Here is an 18,090-nt window from a genome sequence, read left to right on the forward strand (position 1 = left end):
GGTCACACCCGTTCCCATACCGAACACGGAAGTTAAGCTCTTCAGCGCCGATGGTAGTTGGGGGTTTCCCCCTGTGAGAGTAGGACGTTGCTAGGCACGCGAAGCCATTCCCTTTGGGGAGTGGCTTTTTTGTGGTTTTAGGGGATCATGCATGTTTGCTGTAATAAGTGGATGATTCCTTCATTTCTTGTGTTATCTAGCTAGCTTGATATGATCAATCGTTCTTCGTAAGCGCTCTATCCGTAGCGTTGACCGCTCTATTGATGTTGCTGGGTGCTCTATCCCTCCCCGTGACTGCTCTATCCGCCGTGCTCACCGCTCTATCATCCCCCACAACCGCTCATAGCCTTCAATACGTAGCTAATTTTCACCAATAAATATGTATCGATCAATCTTTCTCCATAAGCGCTCTATCCACCGCGTTGACTGCTCTATTGGCATCGCTAAGTGCTCTATCGCACGCTGCGACCGCTCTATCAGCCGTGCTCACCGCTCTATAGCCTCCCGCAACCGCTCATCGCCCCCAATTTATAAAGTTATTAAAGCTTTCAACTGCTTTGTGGACGAACAAGTGGTATCATGAGTCCGATAGCTGATTGTGATTAATAAATTACAATTGCATATTATTCACTACATTTCAGCGTTTTATGTAGACCCTTTATAAGTATAAATAGTAAAGGAAGTGCAAGAAATGAGGAAAATACTTATACCAATAGCGTGTGCAGGTCTCCTCATAGGCTGTACGCAAACCAAAGATGCTAAAACTGAAATGCAAACAACAGAAAATGAAGTTCCACTAGAGGCACAAGATTTGAAAATATTAACTACTACTGAAGACGAGATTCGATTCGTTGTAGGTTGGTTAAATGAAACAACAATTATGTACGTGGATCATCATGCTGCAGATGATCGTCTTCAATCGTTTGAATTGAAGACTGGAGAAATACATACTATATTTACGAGTTCTTCCATAATCTCTGAGGTAAAAATTCACTCTTCTGTTCCGCAACTACTCGTCAAAACAGCAAAAGACTCAACTGAAGCGATTATACATATACTCGATCATGATGGGAATGCATTAAATGAAGTGTCAGTAGAATCTTCAGAACTTGAGATTCAATGGAATGATATCGATGCTTCGCAAATACTGATTACAGCTTTCGCTGAAGATTGGAGTTATGACATTATACGATATGATGCGAATGACGATACTTTGGTGGCAGTAGAACTTGCTGATCCATTTCCTGGCTGGTTAGGCACCGAAGAGCTGGTATATATGGAAGAGACGGACTTATTGAAAGAATCACTATCAACTGGTGAGAAAACAGTGCTCGCGAAAGATGTCAATCAGTTTTATTCAGCGGGTGGTCGAGTATTGATTGAAACGTTTGACGGTGAGCACATACGGTATTCCGTGCTAGATACAGTGGGAGAAGAGATGAACACATGGCTTGCAGAAGATGATTCTTTTATGATGGACCAAGTGGTGTTTATGGATGAAAATACGCTGATGATGACCGTCACCAATCAAACTGAAATGATGCCGACGAGTTTTCTAGTAGAAATACAGGATGGCAAGGAAGTGAAGCGTCAAGAGCTATCAGAAGGCGGCTCGCTTGATTGTAAAGGTAACAAGTGTCTAACGGGGTACAACTTGGATACGTGGATTGATGTAGAGACTGGTGAGGCTGTGAAGTGGTTGGAGATTGGACCATTGGAATAAAACTAGCTATAAAAGGTAAGTGAGTTTGATCGAAGTATGTGGCTGACGAAGCACTCTCCAACCAAAAAAATAAGGACATCCCCGATAAAGGGGTGTCCTTATTTTTTGGAACTTATTTGTGTAATTGTGGTGGGTATCCTGAATATATAACAGTAGCAATCGTAAATCCTCCGATAACTACAACCGTTACCACATTGAAAACAATACTTAAAAGATTCCGCTCTTTAAAAGCTTGGACCGTTCCAAAGACTGCTAAGATTGCAATCAATCCAAAAATGATGACTAATAAATTCATTGAGTAGACACTCCTTTCAACATTGAAAAAATGAATGCCATAAAGCGATATTCCTCTTCTATTGTACTGTTAATGAAACGTTTTGTCGAGATTAAATAATGAACAATATTTGAAATTTGTGTCCGTATTCATTAATATTAGACAAAGAGGTGAGATAAATGAGAGTACATATACATCCACTAGGTCCAATTCAGACGAATTGTTACATATTGGAAGACGAAAAAAAGAATTGTTTAATTTTTGATCCAGGCGAAGATGGGGAAGCTTTGCTTTCTGAATTGCGAAAGTTATCACTGAAGCCTGTTGCTATTATGCTGACACATGCCCACTTTGATCATATAGGTGCGTTGGAAAAAATTCGTACTGCATATGATATCCCTGTATATTTGCATGTGGCAGAAAAGAAGTGGCTTGCAAATCCCGAGTTAAACGGTTCAGCGAAATATCCGGTACTGCCAGATGTCATTTGTAATCCAGCTGACGTCCTACTTCATGATGAAAAATATTTAGAAGTAGGTCCTTTTAAGATGGAGACGCGTCACGTGCCTGGACACTCTCCTGGAAGCGTTTGCTATATCTTTGAAGAGGATGGATTCGCCATCGTAGGGGATACATTGTTCCAAGGAAGTATCGGTCGTACGGACTTGCCAGGGGGCGACACAGAAACATTGCTTACAGCGATCCATGAACAACTGTTGACACTTGACGATGAAATGTTGATCTATCCAGGACATGGAGCTGCAACGACACCTGGAAACGAAAAAGATCAGAATCCCTACTTGCACGGATTTTGATCAAAAGTAAAATAAACAAAAAACAGCTTTCCATTGAGGAAGCTGTTTTTTGTATGTACGGATTAGTGTCCTCCACCAGGTACGTGAATGAAGATTGAATAGTAACTGAAACCAACCATGAAGATCATCAGGTATGCTCCGAATAAGTAAATATACATACGCTCTGAAAGCTTCAAGTATCCAAGTAGAATAAAGAAGATAGTACCTGCGACCATAAGTAAAGAAGCTGGAATCATATTTCCTACATAGAACATTACAGCAAAAATACCTGACCAGAATCCTAAAAGTTTAAACATATTATCCATCTAAGAATCCCTCCTTCACAACATTACAATAAGCTCTTATCCATTATAATAGAACGTCAGCCTAAAAGTAAACTCCAATCGATTTTACATTGTGACAAAAGAGTGTACTTATGTGTACGGCTTTAGACAGTAGCTAGTTACAGTATAACAGAACATGAACTAAAATAATGTGAAAATTGATTTTTGATAGCAAATTCTTGATAAGAAATAAGTTTTGACTGAATATTGACTATCAAAAATGAATTAACACAAATGTAGTGTGTTTTTAAACAATTTAATTTCCCTATATACTTCTTTTTAAGATGAAAAGTGGTCTTTTGTCGAATGGAGAAAGGAGAAAACTATGGAAATTGATAAGAACCCTATAGAAAAAACATGTTTACAACTGCTTGAGAAAGCGATTGAGTCTGAAGCGACGGATATTCACTTTGTTCCCACGACACAAGGATATGACGTAACCATTCGCAAGCACTCGTACTTTTCAAAGATCGGTGAGTATCCACACACATTAGGTGGCCGTTTAATTTCATTCTTAAAATTTTTATCTTCATTAGATATTAGTGAACAGCGTCGTCCCCAAAGCGGTTCCTTTCATCGATCATTCTTCGACTGTAACTTCTCTTTTCGCATTTCAACAATCCCATCTATTCAATTGAGAGAAAGTGTTGCCATCCGCATTCAAAAACATGACAAGATCGTCCCGCTAAATCAGTTGTGCTTTAATCCTGACTGGACTGAACAATTAGTCGAAGCCGCTGCATGCAAACAGGGGCTGTTTCTTGTCACAGGACCCACTGGTTCAGGTAAAACAACTACACTTTACTCTTTGACATCGCATTGTGTAAGCGAACTTAAGCGTCATGTCATTTCACTAGAAGATCCTGTTGAGAATAATCACAGTCATCTACTGCAAATCCAAGTGAATGAGCGCTCGGGTATTACATATTCTGCGGGATTAAAAGCTATTTTACGACATTCGCCTGACGTTATTATGATCGGTGAAATACGTGATGCAGAGACGGCTAAGATCGCTGTTGAAGCAGCGTTGACTGGACATTTGGTTCTTAGCACCATCCATGCGAAAGATCCTGTCGGTTGCTTGTATCGTTTGCTGGATCTTGGCATTCATATGGAAGAACTTAGACAGACGATTATCGCAATATCCGCTCAACGCTTGATTACCCAACAGTCTGGAGAAACAGCAGCGGTTTTTGAGATATTACAAGAAGCAGAATTGCAATTAGTGACCGAAGCTATGGGTAATGGTCAAAGGTTTATAACGCCATTTGATAAGAAAATCGAAGTACAGCAAGCTTTGTATGAAAAGGTTCCTTATGATTCGGAATAAAATATTCAGTCAGTCTGCCAATAAAAAGTTAATAAAACCAGCCGAGTTTTTAGTGCGACTTTCCGTGTTAATACAAGAAGGCTATACATTCCATGAAGGTCTTATTTTGATCTTACCCTACCACACAAAGGAATATGAAGAGAAACTTCAACAAGTTGAAGAGCAATTAAAGATGGGATATGGGGTTTCACATATTTTGAAGGGTTTAGGATTCGGTAATAGTATTATGCTTCCTATTGTGATTGCGGAAGTAGATGGCAACTTGATACGCGCGTTGAAAGAAGTAGCGGATCGTGTCAATCGTAAAGTGGAGAAGCAAAAACAGATTCGTAAACTATTAGCTTATCCAAGTGTGCTGTTTTCTTTCTTACTACTTTTATTAGTAGCATTCCGACAGTTTTTTCTGCCGAATTTTGAAGCGTTGACTGTAATGCGGGCGAATGAAGAAGGTGGACTCGTTCAATTACTGCCAAAGCTTGTGTCTTCCATACCAGATGTATTGTTAGTGCTAGCAGTTATTTTAGGTGTTGTTTTTTTGTTAAGCCGAATATGGTTGAAAAAGTTGTCCCCATACGAGGCTTTACACTATATTTTGAAAGTTCCTGGGCTGAAGACATTCTATAGTGAAATGAAAACTAGAGATTTTGCGAGTGAACTCGGTAGTTTACTGCAGTCAGGATTATCGATGCAAAGCGCCTTAGCGGTTCTGAATGAACAGACAGAAGACCCTATATTATCTGTTATCACAAACGAACTGAGTCAACAAATTATTTATGGAGAATCTTTGCATGAAGCGATCCGTTTAACTGATGGGCTGTCACCGAGACTTGCAGATTTTGCGAAGCATGGTGCTGATACGGGCTATTTGTCGAAGGAACTTATGCTCTATAGCGAACATACGACGCAACAGCTAGAAGAGCAGGCTAGTAAATGGATTGCGATTCTACAACCCGCTCTATTTGGTGTGCTTGCCGTCTGTATCCTATTATCTTATTTATCTATTCTGCTACCAGTTTATAAAATGATCGACAGTATTTAAGAGGAGGAAAAACATTGCTAAAGAATGAAAGAGGTTTCACGTTAATAGAAATGATGATCATTTCAAACATAAATCAAAAGGAAGGCTATAACCGCAGTATTTTCCTGCGGTATGAGGTGTTGCCAGGAGAGTGAAAATCACAGAAAGACCACATTTATTTTCATTTTAGATAAATTGACGGAAATAGTCGTTGATTTTGTCATCGCTGTTCTGTTGCATTTTCTTAGTGACGTGAGTGTAAATGTCGAGCGTGATATTTATATTGGAATGTCCAACTCGCTCCATAATGACAGGAAGATCCACGCCAGCTTCAACTAACATCGTAATATGTGTGTGACGTAAAATATGCGTTCCGCTCACATCTTTGATTCCATACGCTTTATAGATTTTATTAAACACAGCACCTATCGTCACGGCTCGTACCGGCTGTTCACTTCTTCCAGTAAAGACTAAATCACACCACTCAGACTTGGGATCACGCAAACCTATCAGCTTTTCTTTATTGTATTGCACTTTCATTTTCTTCAGCTCTTCTGCCAGGTCCTTGTTAAACGATACGGTACGATTGGAGTCTTCTGTTTTGGGTGGAACAAATTCGAAACCACCTTCATCAGCCGATTTTTCAAACAAGGTTTTATTCACCACTAGCATGTGCTTGTCCAAGTCTATATCATTCCACGTTAGTGCTAATACCTCCCCGACACGTAAGCCTGTAGAAAGCATGGTGAGCGCCAATGAATAAGCGTTTCTTCTACCCGATGATTTTACACCAACCAGGAAGTTACGGATCTCATCTTTCTCCAGATACTTTTTCTTTGAGTTGCGCATTTGCAGTGATTTCTTATTCGCTTTAGGTATCACTGTATCTTTCACTATATTCTTTTCTACATAACCGTTTTTAAAAGCAAACTCAAACATTAAATTCAAAGCTGTACGAGTACCCGCAATGTGATTTTTCGATATATCTGTATCACGTCGCTCGACCAAAAAGTTCTGTATGTCGTTTATTTGCAGCATGCCAATCAAGTGATTGCCGTGCTTAACAATAAAAGGACGCAGAGCCACCATTCTCACTTTTACGGATGAAGCTTTTACCGTTTCCCTATAAACATTCAACCATTCGTCATATACATCCTGGACGAGCCTTTTTGTCGTTTGTCTTTCTTTAGATAATTCATGAGCTGCCAATTGTGCTCTGCGAACAGCTTCTTTCTTCGTATCTCCTCGACGTGTTACTTGGCGACGTTTGCCAGTCAGTGAATCGGGTGTAGCGTCCATAGTACATGACCACTTACCGTTTTTTAATGTTCTGCAGTACATTTTCATTTCTCCTTTCTTAGATAAATATCACTGGAATGTATGTTCTATTTTTGTTTAAAAAAATAATACTATATAAAAGCATTATTTTTTCTGTAATTCGACTTTAATTCTGGCTTCGACTTCAACACATTTACTATAAGTTTGTTGTATAAAATCGGACGTGTGAGAAAATCCTTGTTTAAGCATCGACATATTGTAATACAAAGTAGATGTTTCATTTAACAAGTCTTGATCAAGATTATGAATAACAATGAAAGAAGCTTGTTTCCATGTATCAATTATTAAATTTTTTTCCATCAATTTAGCAAGATCATCACTCTTGCTTTGAGCAACAGCTACATCCAAGACCTGTTTATTAAATTGAATTTCATGGGATAGCAATTGTAGAGCGCTTAGATACTCCAACTTTCTTTTCGTCTCAGAATCCTGAGCTTGGTGATTAAGTTGAAGACGAGCTACATAATACGCTACAGACGCTGCCAATACAGAAGAGATTATACTTGTTAATGAAGTAATGACGACATCAATAATAGGTTTATCGGACAAGTCTCTTATATTGAACAGCAATATTGTCGTTATTACTATCATAGAAAACAATATAATAGCCATAATAAAGTTCATTTTTAATTTCATGTTATTTTAAAATCCATCATACTTCGAGATAAACGCTCATCCAGCTCAGAGAGCGGTTTCGAAATAGCTTCTTTCTTAGACGTTGTGTTTAATGTCGTCAATGTATCTAGTGGAATTCCCGCTATATTCTTTTTCATTTCATCTTGGGCTATAGATGGGGATTGGAAAATAGCGGGAGATGGCTTTAAACCACTATCACTTCTTGTTAATATGTCATAGGTACAAGTTGGAGGTTTAGTAATAAAAAATTCGTCATTTTTTATAAACTTAACTTTAACCATTCTCATTATATCTTCTTTTAAATATTGTTCAGCACAATGTAAACAGGCAATATAATCATGCGACTGCCATTCATCTAGATAGATTGGTGATTTACAGTCAAGCTCCTGACAATCAACATACATCAACATATTTAACGGTGCGGGATTACCATCAGTGAAATATAAAAAAAGTTGTAAAGCAGTTTCAACATCGAGTTTGTTGTGATGAGCGAATTTATATGGATCCTTAATTCTATCTGTATCTAGAATGAAATCGTTTATTGATGATTTTAGAGCAGTGTTTAAAACTACATGTGAATCTTTATCAATTCGTTTGAAGTACTTCTCTAATTTTTTGTCTAACATAATTTTCTTTTTCCCTCCTTAAATAAGTGTACTGTCCTTTTTGGTAATAGTAGACGCTTAAATTCTCATTAGATACATCTAATCTAACATATATGTTAACGTTTTCTCCAAGAATAGTAGTCATCCAAACAAATCCGACGTCCAACAATTCATTTTTTCCTCTAATTAACTCTTTTAAATTCCAATATATTGGCGAGGTATAAATAGGTTCTAATTGATCTGTTCTGGAAGAAGCTCTTGTACAATCGCCATCTTGAAATAAAAATCTTGAAACCCAACCATCTGGATACAACTGGATATTATCTAGGCCAGACCTGTCTTGGTACAGGATTGCTGTAATTTGATTTAGGAATTTCTCGCTATATTCAACATTTATTTCATCCAAAAAGCGAGCAGTGATTGCTTGCATATCATCAGGTAAAAAACCTTCTAAACGTTCTTCAATGCGATCACTTAGTTCTGCGTACAAGTTAAAGAGTGCTTTTTTCAAAGTATATTCATTATGTAAAACAGGTATAATGTTAAAAACTCCGAAGACGTTACTCTCCAAATATGTCTTTACAGTATAAAGTAAGTTACCTATTTGAGCATCGACAAACTTCAAAGAGTTTTTTGAAAAATTAATATTAAAAAAAGAGTTTTTGAAATCAATATTGACCGTTACAAAAAAGTTCTTACTCATTTCGTCAGTTGTTTCTCCAACTTTAATTAAGAGAATAATATTTTCAAGATTCCCTTCTTCTTCATAAACCCTAGAGGTAAAGAGCCTAACATTACTACCTCCATTTATGTCGTCAAAGAAACTTTTATCAATATTTAAAGAGGATACATCATTCTCTTCAAGGAAATCAGCTTCAAGCGCATTAGTGATTCTGAAGCCATAGAGATAGTGTTGATTGCTTTTTTCTATAGCGATATTGTTGAAAATGAAATCATTCACTAATTTCCTATTTACTTCATCTTTAAAATATGAATGATTGTTCAAATATCGCTTCAAAGGTTCGTAAGATGCAGAACTAACATGAGGTGTAAACCCCTTAATCGAATTATCTTTGAAGAAATCAGTCCAATCTGCTTTTGTTATATTACTGATGGTTTTCACCGTAATTTTGCTCTCCATATTTCCAACTCCCTTATTATTGGTTTAACCACTCCAAAGTCCCCAACTTCCCACGCGACACCGCAAACCCATCCACCTTATGTCGAAACTCCAACTCCATGCGATACGCAGCGACTTCATCGCTCACCAGAAAGTAATCCGCAATATCCGAGATCACGACAGGCGCTTCATACGCGTCCGAATATACATCTTCAATGAATTGTCCTGGCATCAGCAGATAGGCGGCCATACGCTTCGCCTGATTCTCACACTTGCCAAGAGTGTATTGATCCACGCTTAATTGTGTTTGATGATGGGCATACAAGTGACAGAACTCTTCCGCAAGCAGCAGTTTCGTTTCAATAGCATCCAATCCTTCTTTAATGAAGATGGTCCCGCGTCGTGCATGATTCTTCGGTATGGAGAAAGCCTTTAAATGTTTATTAATTGCTATTCCTTCTATAGAAGGGGAGTCCAAGGGCAATACTCGTATACCGTAGCGCCAACAGATGTCATACAAATCGATTTCATCTGGATATGTATAAGAAAAATGGGAGAGGACCTTGTCGGCCCGTTCCTCCCAGTAGTCGGTGTGGTGTCTTAGCTGCATACGCTCACGACCTTTAAAATTCTAAGTTATAATCAGAAAGTAATTGCTCAATTTTTCTACCAAATTCTCTATCATTTTTTCTAACGTCATTTAATAGTGCGTTTGCTGAAGTGATTTTGGAAGAATCTCCAGTTTCTATCGCAGATAATATTTCTGTGAAAGCTAGTTGCTGGTTACCAATAGCTTCAATTAATATTTCATTAACCTCGGTAGTTTCATCGTTCGGCGTGCGAATTGCTTCTAGTTCTTCTAACAATGCCATATTTGCCGGAAGAACTTCTTCTTGAATTAATACTCCAAGCTCATAGTCGTCAATTTCACCGGTTGTCGAGGCTTCACGCAGTTCATCCCATCTAGCACCTAAATCAGATAGCTTTATATAAGATGTTTTGACTTCATCTAGATAACTTTTCACTTCTGCTTTATCGGATGGAATATTGGTTTCCACCTCGACTTTATCTCCCGCTGAGGAAGTAGTAGTTTCAAGTGGCGTTACATCCGCATCTACTTTTTTAGTTTCGGTGTTATCTGAACTGCTACCGCAAGCGGTTAAACCAATCACCGAAGTCATCATAACGATAAGAAAAATTAGTTTTTTCAAAATAAACCCCTCCTAATTAATTTGTCTCACATACATGACTTAGTGAGATACTCCTATATTATATGTAAAAATAAACACGGTTTGTTAAACCGTGGTATTACCTTGCCTTCAATCTTCCAAATCCCCAAATCCATCGCCCAGTTCTTCGTCGTCCTCCAAAAACATCTTCTTCATCTTATACATCTTCAGGAGCTCTTTCACTTTCTTCTCCGGATCAGACGCTAAGTCATGAAACATAACGGGGTGTTTTTTTAGTTCGTTGAAGAGTTGGAGTTCTTCTGTAGTTAGGTTGATTTCTTGGCCGGCGACCAAAACATCTTTACTTGATAACTTGTCGCCAGATATTCCATGAAGATATTCAGTAGAACAATCTAACTCGACGGCTAGCCTAGCTACATCATCATGGTTAGGATCACTGTATCCTCTCTCCCAATTCGAAATTACTTGAGAAGAAACGTTTACCAATTTTCCTAGCTCAGTTTGTGTTAACTTGGATTGTTTTCTTTTGGCTTTAATTCGTTCTCCTATACTCATAGTAATCTCCTTTATTATTAATTGAATTACCAAAATAATATCAGTAACTAACGGATATTGATACACAACTAACGGAATATGAGAATTTAATATTTAAAAGTGTTGACATTAACGGAATCTGTTAGTATAGTATTAATTAACGGAAGGCGTTAGTTATGGAGGTGAGATAATGGTTCATGAAAACTTAAAGAAAATCAGAATCGCAAAAGGTGTTACGCAAGTTCATTTAGCTAAGAAGTTAAATGTTACTCCAATGACTTACAGTCGAATGGAAAATGGAGACTCTAAAATAGATGTTGAAAGAATGAAAATCTTGTCTCAAGCACTAGAGACAGATATTGAAGTTTTTTTTAATAACAAACTAACGGAATCCGTTATATTGAAAATGAAGTTTCAAAAAGAAGTAGTTTAGTAAAAGATTCTCGCACCCAGCAAACTGCATTCGAATAGCCACCTGCGCCATGAACCAATTAGGAGAGCGACAAACAGAGTTAAAGAGCCGTGATTCGAGTTCAGTTTGATGGGTGTGAGAAAAGAAGTTGGATAGGAGGGAGAAAGATGTCAGAAGTGATTGTAACAAACGCAACAGAATTAAACGAGCTTATCAATGCAGCAGTAAATAGGGCGGTTGGCGAAGCGTTGAGAGAACGTCAACTACCAATCTTACTATCACTGCAAGAGGCTGCAGACTTGTTGGGTGTGAGTTACACAACAGTACACCGTGCAGCAAAAATTCAAGGTTTCCCAGTCACTCACGATTTCGGACACACCAAGATCGTGACAGATCAACTGCTCGAATGGATTAAGAAGCGCAGCAATTATGAGTTGGTTTATAACTTTAGCGGATGAACAGGGATGTGAATCTTCTATATAGGGAGGTGCAAGGGATGGACAAACAAACAATCGAAGAACTCGTAAATCTGTTGGACGGAATATCAAGTTCTGATTGGGCGAGGATTAAAGGGCAAGTGGATTGGACGTTCAGTAGCGAGGCTGCCAAGGTGAAGCTCGGCAACACACCGCAACTGAAACGAAGTCTAGAAGTCGAATTTAACCTTCGACGATTTGGAGATACATCGGATTGATTCGATAGTCTTTTCCTTTGTAAAGAATATGAACGTGGTCCAGTTGGTACATGGTGTGTTCAACAGCTCTTTTGAAAGGACTCCATATTTCTGCACCTTCTTCCCACCAAATTGAAGGTGACGATAAATTCCCACCCATCTTACAATCGGGATCATCGTTTAGATTTACCCAATTACCGCATAAGCAGGCATAAACGTTTGTAGCCATTAATATCACCACCCTCCAATGTCATTATTCGACATAGAGGAACAAATTACCTACTAAAAGGAGGAGATACTATGAATCAATTAACAAAGTTGTTTGACGGTCAAGAATTAAGAATTATCGAGAATGAAGAAGGACCGTTGTTTTTACTGAATGACGTATGCGGAATTTTAAATCTAGCGCCAAGAGTTGTGAAACAAAGGTTACTAGAGGATGTATGTGCAACATACCCCCTTGAAACAGCAGGCGGAACGCAACAAGCGACATTTGTAAACGAAGATGGTCTGTACGATGTGGTTCTGGAAAGCAGAAAACCAGAAGCGAAGAAGTTCAGAAAGTGGGTTACCGGAGAGGTGATTCCTTCAATTAGAAAGCACGGCGGTTATTTAACACCCGAAACAGTCGAGCAAGTCCTTTCTGATCCAGACACATTAATCAGACTGGCTACCGACTTGAAAGAAGAAAGGCTGAAGCGTCAGCAGGCTGAACTGCGGATTGAACAGCAGCAACCGAAAGTGCGTTTTGCAGAAGCGGTTGAAACGAGTGATACATCAATTCTAATTGGACAACTTGCAAAATTAATTACACAGAACGGTTTCCACGTTGGTCAAAATCGATTGTTTAAGTGGTTAAGAGAAAACGAGTTTCTCGGTAAAAGTGGATCACATTACAACGAGCCAACTCAGTATGCAATGGAACGAGGTTGGTTTGAAGTGAAAGAGCGGACCATCAACAATCCGGATGGTAGCGTGCGAATCACCAGAACAACAAAGGTGACTGGAAAAGGTCAAGTGTACTTTATCAATAAGTTTCTAAGTTTGAAAGATGTGATCTAGCGGAGCGGAGGGGTTTGCTCCACTAGATTCAGAGGTTTCTTACGAAGCGTAACACGAGGGTTATGAGTGGGTCTACAACTAGATTACAACATCCCAGATAAATAGAGTATGTCAATTCGACATATTGAAAAAGGGGGTGAGGACATGGACTATGGCGCAATACTACGAGCGTGCAGAAAGCGCAAAGGATGGACGCAAGAAGACTTGGCGGAAGCTTTATGTATCGAACAGGCAGATATATCACGCATCGAGAACGATCGCAAAGAACCACCGATGTCGCTGTTTCAGAAGTGGGCAATGGTGACAGGGTCAACGGACGTACTGGTCGCGTTTATCGCGGGTATGGAAGGCATGACAATCTTAGCCAACATTTTAACTATCACTGGGACAAGCATCATCGGCGGGTTTATCAACTACTTATTTTAGGAGGACACTATGAAACTAACAAATTATCGCAGACAAGATATTGAACGAGCTGCGGATCTAAAAAAGATGGCTATGCATCAGATAGAAGCGTTGGAGTTATGTAACTGGACAGATGACATGGAGGAAGCGGTATTCCGTGCGGAGACGTTGCTAGAAATGTTTAAGCAAGTTCGAGTAATGCAACACATGAAACGTATGGATAGCAGTACACACGCACTGGCAACCAAACTTATCGCACAAGGAATCAATGCACAGGCTATCAAATTTACGCACAAAAAAGCCGACTGACGCGTCCAACGTCAAATCGGCAAATCCAAAATTTATGTACTTTCAGTATAGCACAGAATAGGAGCTTTGGCTCCTATCAAGAAGCTCGGGTTGGTTGGTTAGCCATTGGATCATTTCCACTGTGATTGGAACTCACAGACCTGGTCTTCTTGATGGGATTCACATCCATCGAATAGAAAGGAGTTGATGACATGACGGAATACGGACATTTGTTATTGATCGCGTGCTTGCTTCCAGTCGTTGCATTCATGATCGGCACCTTATGGGCGGACGCAGGCCATCAACTTAGAAAGGAGCGTGAAGAAAATGACGACGTACCAGTGGGAAATAGTGTTTATGCAAGAAATCGATTCGGTCTACGTGATGACATTTGAAGACAGTGTGTTAGCTGCAGCTCAAACGTATTACGACAACTACGGCGATCACATGAAAGTCTATGCGATTCGTAAAGACGCGGAAATTATTCGTTTTGAGGAGGCAATCTAATGGGTGAATTTGCAGACATGATGATCGGTGGCGTACTTTGCCAGTTTTGCGGAGAGTATATCGGCGATGAGGTTGGCTATCCACAATCGTGCAATGACTGCCACCATGAGTTATCGGTTGCGGAAGTTGAAAAAGAACAAAAATAAAACCCGCTGTTAGAGCAGCGAGTTCGAGGTTCCGATTAATTAACTTACTTGAATTATAGTACGGAACCTCACAAATGACAAGGAGGCAATAATGATGAAGACAATAAAACTACTCAATTTAACACTGAAAAATTTTAAAGGCATTAAGGAATTCGAACTCAATGTGAATGGTAAGGATGCAACGATTTTCGGAGACAACGAAACAGGAAAGACTTCTTTGTACGATGCATTTCTATGGTTATTGTTCAATAAAAACAGCCAAAATCAAACGAAGTTTTCTCTTAAAACACTGACGCCTGAAGGTCAAGAGATGAATAATTTGGAACATGAAGTTGAAGCGTCGTTCCTGGTAGATGATCACCCGTTGGTATTAAAAAAAGTGCATTACGAGGATTGGACTCAAAAGAGAAACGCGCTTGAAGCAACATTTAAGGGAAACAAAAATAAGTACTTCATTGATGAAGTCCCGACACCAGAAAAGAAATACAACGAGACGATTAAAGAATTGATCGACGAAGAGGTATTTAAACTTCTGACTTCACCCACTTACTTCAATGAGCAGTTCAAGTGGGAGAAACGACGCGAAGTGCTTTTGGATATTACAGGAGATTTAACTGATGAAGAAGTTATTTCTGCTAACAAAAAATTGCAAGAATTGACCGGCATTCTGAATGGCCGAAAAATCGAAGACCACAAAAAAGTGATTGCTGCTAAAAAGAAGAAAATCAATGATGAAATCAAAAGCATTCCTACAAGGGTCAGCGAGATTAACAACATGCTCCCAGAAGGAAGTATCGATGTCTCTTCTATAGAAGCAGAAATCGCAAAAGTAGAAAAAGATATTGATGCAGCGTCTACTCAAATCAACAACATCAAAAACGGTTCGGCTGTTACGAATAAAAAGAATGATCTACGTCAGATTGAAATGGATCTCGAATCCATCAAGCGTGAACTGGAATCGGAAGCTACTGACAAAGGCTACCAGGTGACTGCAAAGATACAAGAAGAGAAATCCAACCAGGCGATTATGCAAAGAAAACTGGATGATGCAAAACATCAGATTGATGTAGGTAAAAAAGATGTGGCCGATTTTGACAAGAAGTTGGTCGCTCTACGAGAAGACTTTGCGACAGAGGACGCTAAACAATTTGAACATAAGGAAGCGTGCGAGTGTCCTACATGCGGACAAGCCTTACCAGAGGAGCAACTAACAGCCGCTAGAGATAAGGCGGTAGCGGAGTTTAACACCACGAAGTCTGGAAAGTTGGAGCACATCCAAAAGACAGGAAAAGCGATTGCCGCAGACAAAGAAGAAACACTGAATCGAATCATGGAATCAGAAAAAGTCGTTGCGCAACTGCAAGAAGATGTTACGAAGAAGGAAGAAGCGATTAACAAGCTAAACATCCAGCTCAATGAATTGCGCGATGAAGTGAAGAACGCGCGTATGAATTCGAAGTACACGGACAAGGTTGCAGAAATGTCCGCTGTTCAGGAAGAAATCAAATCTCTCGAGGCGAATGCAGCTGAAGTTGTAGCGGAAATCGAGAATGAAGTGGTTGCACTCAAAGCAAAGCGCTCTGAACTGAACGGAAAAATCGCAAAACATGAACAGGCCAAAACGTCCAAGAAGCGTATTGCTGAACTGGAAGAGCAACAGGAACAACTCGCGAAGGAATTCGAGAAAGTCGAAAAGGAATTATTCCTGATTGAAGAATTTACTCGAATCAAAGTAGATATGTTGGATGAGAAAATCAACAGCAAATTTAAGATTGCACGTTTTAAGCTCACTCACAAACAAGTTGACGGAACACTGGTTGACGTGTGTGAAACGACGTATAAAGGTGTTCCTTATGGTTCCGGATTAAACAATGCGGCGAAGATCAATGTCGGCTTGGATATTATCCAAACCCTATCAAATCATTACGGTTTCAGAGTCCCGATCTTCGTCGACAATGCCGAAGCAGTTACACGGATTGCAGATACGGATTCCCAACTGATCAGCCTGGTCGTATCGGAACCAGACAAAGAATTACGGATTGAAACGCAACAACAGACTATGAAGGAGGCAATTTAATATGACGAATCAGGTTCAGCAACAACAAAACCAACTAACAATCATTCAAAGAGATATTACAGACAGTGTAAATGGCAAAATCGAAGAATTACAGGCAGAAGGGCTTTCCCTTCCTCCGAATTACAGCTATAGCAATGCTCTAAAAAGTGCATTTTTCAAGCTGCAAGAAGTAAAGGACAAAAACGGCAGAGTGGCTCTCGATGTTTGCACAAAAGATTCAATCGCAAACTCTTTGCTGGACATGGTAGTACAGGGATTAAGCCCAGCCAAGACACAATGCTATTTCATTGTTTATGGCACACAACTTCAACTTAACCGATCATACTTCGGCACACAAGCCGTTCTAAAGCGACTCAACAACGTGAAAGACATATGGGCAAACGTAATCTATAAAGACGACGTATTTGACTACGAGAATGACCGTGGACGTGAGCGATTGATCAGCCATAAAACGGCATTCGAGAACCGAGACAAAGAAATTGTGGGAGCCTATGCAGTTGTCCTTACCGCGGACGATGAAGAGATCCTTACAGTCATGACAAAGAAGGAAATCGAAGCATCTTGGGGGCAGTCGAAGACAGGTCAAGCAGTACACAAAAAGTTCCCACAAGAAATGGCTAAACGTACCGTAATCAATCGAGCGGCAAAAGCCTTTATTAACACGAGTGATGACAGCGATCTACTTGTCCAGTCGATTAATAACTCTACCGAAAACGAGTATGACGAAGATCGTCCATTAAAAGAAATCAATCCACAGCATGAGATTGACCAAAACGCCAATAAGGAAGTACTGGACTTCACGCCAGAGCCTGAAAAAGAGCCTGTCTATGAAGAACCACAAGAAGAGTCGGAACCTGTTTTGGAGCCGGTTAGACAACCAGAACCAGTTACATCGAACGGACCGGGCTTCTAATGATCGAGATTACAACACTCGCAACAGGCAGTACGGGGAATTGCTATCACATTACAGACGGCCGTTCCTCGCTCCTCTTGGAGTGCGGCATTAAATTCAGGTCGATTCAGAAGGCGTTGAACTTTAAAACTAGCAGAATAGCAGGGGTACTGGTTTCGCACGAACACAAAGACCACTGCAAGGCGGTACAGGACGTTGCAGACCGAGGGCTAGACATTTACATGTCACAAGGCACGGCGGACGCTATTGGCATTCAGCATCACCGTATACGGCCTGTTACATGCAAAGAGACATTCAGAGTCGGTACGTGGACTGTATTACCGTTTGATGTCCAGCACGATGCAGCAGAGCCGTTCGGCTTCTTAATTGCTAACCAAGACGGTGACAAGTTGTTATTTGCAACAGATACCTACTATATCAAGTACAAATTTTCAGGTCTTACCCATTTGATGATCGAGTGTAATTACTCGCAAAAGATACTACAAGAAAACGTAGAAAGTGGACGTGTACCCGAGTTCCTGATGAACCGAGTTATGCAGTCGCATTTCAGTCTAGAAAATCTATTGGTTTTTTTGAAAGCTAACGATCTATCGAGAGTTCAAGAGATTCATTTGCTTCACTTGTCGGATAGTAATTCAAACGAAGAAGAATTTAAAAAAGAGGTACAAGCAACAACCGGAAAACTTGTTTTTGTGCCCTAA

27 protein-coding genes and 1 rRNA gene are annotated in these 18,090 nt (G+C 39.7%); 18 read left to right on the top strand and 10 right to left on the bottom strand.

The annotated features are described in order from the left end of the window. Together rrf and CSV76_RS14710 are read left to right on the top strand one after the other, a co-directional pair. Positions 1-96 (top strand): 5S ribosomal RNA (rrf, locus tag CSV76_RS14705); the annotation flags it as partial. A 595-nt stretch (positions 97-691) separates the two neighbouring features. Beyond that, positions 692-1,723 carry a YqgU-like beta propeller domain-containing protein gene (locus CSV76_RS14710; protein WP_085426059.1) on the top strand — a complete coding sequence of 344 codons (1,032 nt, stop codon included), beginning with the start codon at positions 692-694 and terminating at the stop codon, positions 1,721-1,723. Positions 1,724-1,835: 112 nt separating this feature from the next. Here CSV76_RS14710 and CSV76_RS14715 read toward each other — a convergent pair whose 3' ends face one another. Further along, positions 1,836-2,018 (bottom strand): DUF2759 family protein, encoded by a 183-nt coding sequence (locus CSV76_RS14715; protein WP_029054522.1) that lies wholly within the window; start codon positions 2,016-2,018, stop codon positions 1,836-1,838. A 158-nt stretch (positions 2,019-2,176) separates the two neighbouring features. On the opposite strand from CSV76_RS14715, the gene CSV76_RS14720 reads away from it, so the two are divergent. Further along, positions 2,177-2,812, top strand: a complete 636-nt coding sequence (locus CSV76_RS14720) for an MBL fold metallo-hydrolase (protein ID WP_099626034.1) — start codon at positions 2,177-2,179, stop codon at positions 2,810-2,812. A gap of 62 nt (positions 2,813-2,874) precedes the next feature. On the opposite strand, the gene CSV76_RS14725 is transcribed toward CSV76_RS14720, so the two are convergent. Further along, positions 2,875-3,117 carry a DUF2626 domain-containing protein gene (locus tag CSV76_RS14725; RefSeq protein WP_085426061.1) on the bottom strand — a complete coding sequence of 81 codons (243 nt, stop codon included), beginning with the start codon at positions 3,115-3,117 and terminating at the stop codon, positions 2,875-2,877. Between the two features lie 343 nt (positions 3,118-3,460). Between CSV76_RS14725 and comGA the strand changes: the two genes are divergently transcribed. From comGA to CSV76_RS17160, 3 genes are read left to right on the top strand one after another with little or no spacing between them, the layout of a single operon-like run. Next, positions 3,461-4,465: a competence type IV pilus ATPase ComGA gene (comGA, locus tag CSV76_RS14730; RefSeq protein ID WP_085426062.1), complete on the top strand. Its 1,005-nt coding sequence runs from the start codon at positions 3,461-3,463 to the stop codon at positions 4,463-4,465. Further along, complete coding sequence (gene comGB / locus CSV76_RS14735) at positions 4,452-5,504, top strand: competence type IV pilus assembly protein ComGB (RefSeq protein ID WP_158232697.1); 1,053 nt, start codon at positions 4,452-4,454, stop codon at positions 5,502-5,504. The genes comGA and comGB overlap by 14 nt, the downstream gene beginning before the upstream one ends. Positions 5,505-5,518: 14 nt before the next feature. Then, positions 5,519-5,638: a prepilin-type N-terminal cleavage/methylation domain-containing protein gene (locus CSV76_RS17160; protein WP_143560376.1), complete on the top strand. Its 120-nt coding sequence runs from the start codon at positions 5,519-5,521 to the stop codon at positions 5,636-5,638. A gap of 31 nt (positions 5,639-5,669) precedes the next feature. Here CSV76_RS17160 and CSV76_RS14740 read toward each other — a convergent pair whose 3' ends face one another. From CSV76_RS14740 to CSV76_RS14770, 7 genes are all read right to left on the bottom strand, one after another. Then, positions 5,670-6,824 (bottom strand): site-specific integrase, encoded by a 1,155-nt coding sequence (locus tag CSV76_RS14740; RefSeq protein WP_158232818.1) that lies wholly within the window; start codon positions 6,822-6,824, stop codon positions 5,670-5,672. Between the two features lie 81 nt (positions 6,825-6,905). Next, positions 6,906-7,412, bottom strand: a complete 507-nt coding sequence (locus CSV76_RS14745; protein ID WP_158232819.1) for a hypothetical protein — start codon at positions 7,410-7,412, stop codon at positions 6,906-6,908. Positions 7,413-7,453: 41 nt separating this feature from the next. Continuing rightward, complete coding sequence (locus CSV76_RS14750; protein WP_099626037.1) at positions 7,454-8,083, bottom strand: hypothetical protein; 630 nt, start codon at positions 8,081-8,083, stop codon at positions 7,454-7,456. Beyond that, positions 8,043-9,203 (bottom strand): hypothetical protein, encoded by a 1,161-nt coding sequence (locus CSV76_RS14755; RefSeq protein ID WP_099626038.1) that lies wholly within the window; start codon positions 9,201-9,203, stop codon positions 8,043-8,045. The genes CSV76_RS14750 and CSV76_RS14755 overlap by 41 nt, the downstream gene beginning before the upstream one ends. 16 nt (positions 9,204-9,219) lie before the next feature. Next, positions 9,220-9,792 carry an ImmA/IrrE family metallo-endopeptidase gene (locus CSV76_RS14760; protein ID WP_099626039.1) on the bottom strand — a complete coding sequence of 191 codons (573 nt, stop codon included), beginning with the start codon at positions 9,790-9,792 and terminating at the stop codon, positions 9,220-9,222. Between the two features lie 13 nt (positions 9,793-9,805). Then, the gene (locus CSV76_RS14765; RefSeq protein ID WP_099626040.1) at positions 9,806-10,393 is read right to left on the bottom strand and encodes a hypothetical protein; all 588 of its coding nucleotides are present in this window, start codon (positions 10,391-10,393) and stop codon (positions 9,806-9,808) included. Between the two features lie 108 nt (positions 10,394-10,501). Further along, positions 10,502-10,927: a helix-turn-helix domain-containing protein gene (locus tag CSV76_RS14770; RefSeq protein ID WP_099626041.1), complete on the bottom strand. Its 426-nt coding sequence runs from the start codon at positions 10,925-10,927 to the stop codon at positions 10,502-10,504. Between the two features lie 169 nt (positions 10,928-11,096). Here CSV76_RS14770 and CSV76_RS14775 point away from each other — a divergent pair, with 169 nt between their 5' ends. From CSV76_RS14775 to CSV76_RS14785, 3 genes are all read left to right on the top strand, one after another. Then, complete coding sequence (locus tag CSV76_RS14775; protein ID WP_099626042.1) at positions 11,097-11,339, top strand: helix-turn-helix domain-containing protein; 243 nt, start codon at positions 11,097-11,099, stop codon at positions 11,337-11,339. 146 nt (positions 11,340-11,485) lie between these two features. Further along, positions 11,486-11,776: a helix-turn-helix domain-containing protein gene (locus CSV76_RS14780; protein ID WP_099626043.1), complete on the top strand. Its 291-nt coding sequence runs from the start codon at positions 11,486-11,488 to the stop codon at positions 11,774-11,776. Between the two features lie 38 nt (positions 11,777-11,814). Next, entirely contained in the window at positions 11,815-12,012 is a 198-nt protein-coding gene (locus CSV76_RS14785) for a hypothetical protein (RefSeq protein WP_099626044.1), read from the top strand. On the opposite strand, the gene CSV76_RS14790 is transcribed toward CSV76_RS14785, so the two are convergent. Then, a complete protein-coding gene (locus CSV76_RS14790) occupies positions 11,978-12,220 on the bottom strand; it encodes a hypothetical protein (protein ID WP_099626045.1) in 243 nt (80 codons plus the stop codon). The two genes, CSV76_RS14785 and CSV76_RS14790, sit on opposite strands and share 35 nt — an antisense overlap. A 71-nt stretch (positions 12,221-12,291) precedes the next feature. Between CSV76_RS14790 and CSV76_RS14795 the strand changes: the two genes are divergently transcribed. The 9 genes from CSV76_RS14795 (at position 12,292) to CSV76_RS14825 (ending at position 18,090) form a co-directional block, all read left to right on the top strand. Continuing rightward, complete coding sequence (locus CSV76_RS14795) at positions 12,292-13,053, top strand: phage antirepressor (RefSeq protein WP_099626046.1); 762 nt, start codon at positions 12,292-12,294, stop codon at positions 13,051-13,053. Between the two features lie 144 nt (positions 13,054-13,197). Continuing rightward, positions 13,198-13,479, top strand: a complete 282-nt coding sequence (locus CSV76_RS14800) for a helix-turn-helix domain-containing protein (protein WP_158232820.1) — start codon at positions 13,198-13,200, stop codon at positions 13,477-13,479. A gap of 9 nt (positions 13,480-13,488) precedes the next feature. Beyond that, positions 13,489-13,767, top strand: coding sequence for a hypothetical protein (locus CSV76_RS14805; RefSeq protein ID WP_099626048.1), 279 nt, complete (start codon positions 13,489-13,491; stop codon positions 13,765-13,767). Between the two features lie 191 nt (positions 13,768-13,958). Beyond that, positions 13,959-14,141 carry a hypothetical protein gene (locus tag CSV76_RS17400; RefSeq protein WP_158232821.1) on the top strand — a complete coding sequence of 61 codons (183 nt, stop codon included), beginning with the start codon at positions 13,959-13,961 and terminating at the stop codon, positions 14,139-14,141. Then, complete coding sequence (locus CSV76_RS17900; RefSeq protein WP_255406953.1) at positions 14,131-14,253, top strand: hypothetical protein; 123 nt, start codon at positions 14,131-14,133, stop codon at positions 14,251-14,253. Before CSV76_RS17400 ends, CSV76_RS17900 begins: the two co-directional genes overlap by 11 nt. After that, complete coding sequence (locus CSV76_RS17590) at positions 14,253-14,399, top strand: hypothetical protein (protein ID WP_199173076.1); 147 nt, start codon at positions 14,253-14,255, stop codon at positions 14,397-14,399. Before CSV76_RS17900 ends, CSV76_RS17590 begins: the two co-directional genes overlap by 1 nt. A gap of 94 nt (positions 14,400-14,493) precedes the next feature. After that, positions 14,494-16,476, top strand: a complete 1,983-nt coding sequence (locus tag CSV76_RS14815) for an AAA family ATPase (RefSeq protein ID WP_099626050.1) — start codon at positions 14,494-14,496, stop codon at positions 16,474-16,476. Position 16,477: 1 nt separating this feature from the next. Next, positions 16,478-17,389, top strand: a complete 912-nt coding sequence (locus CSV76_RS14820) for a recombinase RecT (protein WP_099626051.1) — start codon at positions 16,478-16,480, stop codon at positions 17,387-17,389. Further along, complete coding sequence (locus tag CSV76_RS14825; protein ID WP_099626052.1) at positions 17,389-18,090, top strand: MBL fold metallo-hydrolase; 702 nt, start codon at positions 17,389-17,391, stop codon at positions 18,088-18,090. Before CSV76_RS14820 ends, CSV76_RS14825 begins: the two co-directional genes overlap by 1 nt.

The sequence above is a fragment of the Sporosarcina sp. P17b genome (genome assembly GCF_002743115.1).
Taxonomy (GTDB): Bacteria; Bacillota; Bacilli; order Bacillales_A; family Planococcaceae; genus Sporosarcina; species Sporosarcina ureae_C.